General features: G+C 50.5%; 1 rRNA gene. It reads left to right on the top strand.

The annotated features are described in order from the left end of the window. Positions 1 to 20 precede the first annotated feature (20 nt). Positions 21 to 2,853 (top strand): 23S ribosomal RNA (locus FTU80_RS16235); the annotation flags it as partial.

Here is a 2,853-nt window from a genome sequence, read left to right as displayed (position 1 = left end):
ACGACTGTTTGGGGTTGTATAGTCAAGTAATTAAGTGCATGTGGTGGATGCCTTGGCAGTCAGAGGCGATGAAAGACGTAATAGCCTGCGATAAGCTCCGGGGAGGCGGCAAATATCCTGTGATCCGGAGATTTCTGAATGGGGAAACCCACCCGCTATAAGGCGGGTATCATAAACTGAATACATAGGTTTATGAGGCGAACGAGGGGAAGTGAAACATCTCAGTACCCTTAGGAAAAGAAATCAATTGAGATTCCCTCAGTAGCGGCGAGCGAACGGGGAAAAGCCCATTAAGTTATCTAAGCTTTAGTGGAACGCTCTGGGAAGTGCGACCATAGTAGGTGATAGTCCTGTACACGAAAGGGCTTAGATAATGATGTCGAGTAGGGCGAGGCACGTGAAACCTTGTCTGAATATGGGGGGACCATCCTCCAAGGCTAAATACTCCTGACTGACCGATAGTGAACCAGTACCGTGAGGGAAAGGCGAAAAGAACCCCTGTGAGGGGAGTGAAATAGATCCTGAAACCGCATGCATACAAGCAGTGGGAGCCAACTTGTTTGGTGACTGCGTACCTTTTGTATAATGGGTCAGCGACTTACATTCAGTAGCAAGGTTAACCGATTAGGGGAGCCGTAGAGAAATCGAGTCTTAATAGGGCGTTTAGTTGCTGGGTGTAGACCCGAAACCGGGTGATCTATCCATGAGCAGGTTGAAGGTTGGGTAACACTAACTGGAGGACCGAACCCACTGTCGTTGAAAAGCCAGGGGATGACTTGTGGATAGGGGTGAAAGGCTAATCAAACTCGGTGATAGCTGGTTCTCCCCGAAAGCTATTTAGGTAGCGCCTCGGACGAATACCATTGGGGGTAGAGCACTGTTTCGGCTAGGGGGTCATCCCGACTTACCAAACCGATGCAAACTCCGAATACCAATGAGTACTATCCGGGAGACAGACTGCGGGTGCTAACGTCCGTAGTCAAGAGGAAAACAATCCAGACCGCCAGCTAAGGCCCCAAAATTATAGTTAAGTGGGAAACGATGTGGGAAGGCATAGACAGCTAGGAGGTTGGCTTAGAAGCAGCCACCCTTTAAAGAAAGCGTAATAGCTCACTAGTCGAGTCGGCCTGCGCGGAAGATGTAACGGGGCTAAAACTATATGCCGAAGCTGCGGATTTACACATTAGTGTAAGTGGTAGGGGAGCGTTCTGTAAGCCGATGAAGGTGGATTGAGAAGTCTGCTGGAGGTATCAGAAGTGCGAATGCTGACGTGAGTAACGACAAAACGGGTGAAAAACCCGTTCGCTGAAAGACCAAGGGTTCCAGTCCAACGTTAATCGGGGCTGGGTGAGTCGACCCCTAAGGCGAGGCCGAGAGGCGTAGTCGATGGGAAATTGGTTAATATTCCAATACTTCAGTGTAATGCGATGAGAGGACGGAGAAGGTTAAGTCAGCCTGGCGTTGGTTGTCCAGGTGAAAGGAAGTAGGCATGTATCTTAGGCAAATCCGGGGTACTCTATGCTGAGATCTGACAGCAAGCTGTACTTGTACAGTGAAGTGGCTGATACCATACTTCCAGGAAAAGTCTCTAAGCTTCAGTTACACTGGAATCGTACCCGAAACCGACACAGGTGGTCAGGTCGAGTAGACCAAAGCGCTTGAGAGAACTCTGCTGAAGGAACTAGGCAAAATGGTACCGTAACTTCGGGAGAAGGTACGCTGCTTTTGGTGATGGAACTTGCTTCCTGAGCTGAGAGCAGCCACAGAAACCAGGCCCCTGCAACTGTTTATTAAAAACATAGCACTCTGCAAACACGAAAGTGGACGTATAGGGTGTGATGCCTGCCCGGTGCTGGAAGGTTAATTGATGGGGTTAGCGTAAGCGAAGCTCTTGATCGAAGCCCCAGTAAACGGCGGCCGTAACTATAACGGTCCTAAGGTAGCGAAATTCCTTGTCGGGTAAGTTCCGACCTGCACGAATGGCATAATGATGGGGGCGCTGTCTCCAGCAGAGGCTCAGTGAAATCGAAATCGCCGTGAAGATGCGGTGTACCCGCGGCTAGACGGAAAGACCCCGTGAACCTTTACTGCAGCTTGACATTGAACTTTGATCTTACTTGTGTAGGATAGGTGGGAGGCTTTGAAACCGAGACGCTAGTTTCGGTGGAGCCAATCTTGAAATACCACCCTGGTAATATTGAGGTTCTAACTCTGCTCCATGATCTGGAGCGAGGACCATGTCTGGTGGGTAGTTTGACTGGGGCGGTCTCCTCCTAAAGAGTAACGGAGGAGTACGAAGGTGCGCTCAGCGTGGTCGGAAATCACGCGTAGAGTATAAAGGCAAAAGCGCGCTTAACTGCGAGACCCACAAGTCGAGCAGGTACGAAAGTAGGTCTTAGTGATCCGGTGGTTCTGTATGGAAGGGCCATCGCTCAACGGATAAAAGGTACTCTGGGGATAACAGGCTGATACCGCCCAAGAGTTCATATCGACGGCGGTGTTTGGCACCTCGATGTCGGCTCATCTCATCCTGGGGCTGAAGCAGGTCCCAAGGGTATGGCTGTTCGCCATTTAAAGAGGTACGCGAGCTGGGTTTAGAACGTCGTGAGACAGTTCGGTCCCTATCTACCGTGGGCGCTGGAAATTTGAGAGGATCTGCTCCTAGTACGAGAGGACCAGAGTGGACGAACCTCTGGTGTACCGGTTGTGACGCCAGTCGCATCGCCGGGTAGCTATGTTCGGAAGGGATAACCGCTGAAAGCATCTAAGCGGGAAGCCTACCTCAAGATAAGATTTCCCTTGGACTTTATGTCCACTAAAGAGCCGTTGAAGACTACGACGTTGATAGGTTGG

The sequence above is a fragment of the Acinetobacter sp. YH12145 genome (assembly GCF_013418335.1).
Taxonomy (GTDB): domain Bacteria; phylum Pseudomonadota; class Gammaproteobacteria; order Pseudomonadales; family Moraxellaceae; genus Acinetobacter; species Acinetobacter amyesii.
Note: the sequence above shows the minus strand (reverse complement) of the source record. Positions and strands in the feature narration are given on the sequence as shown.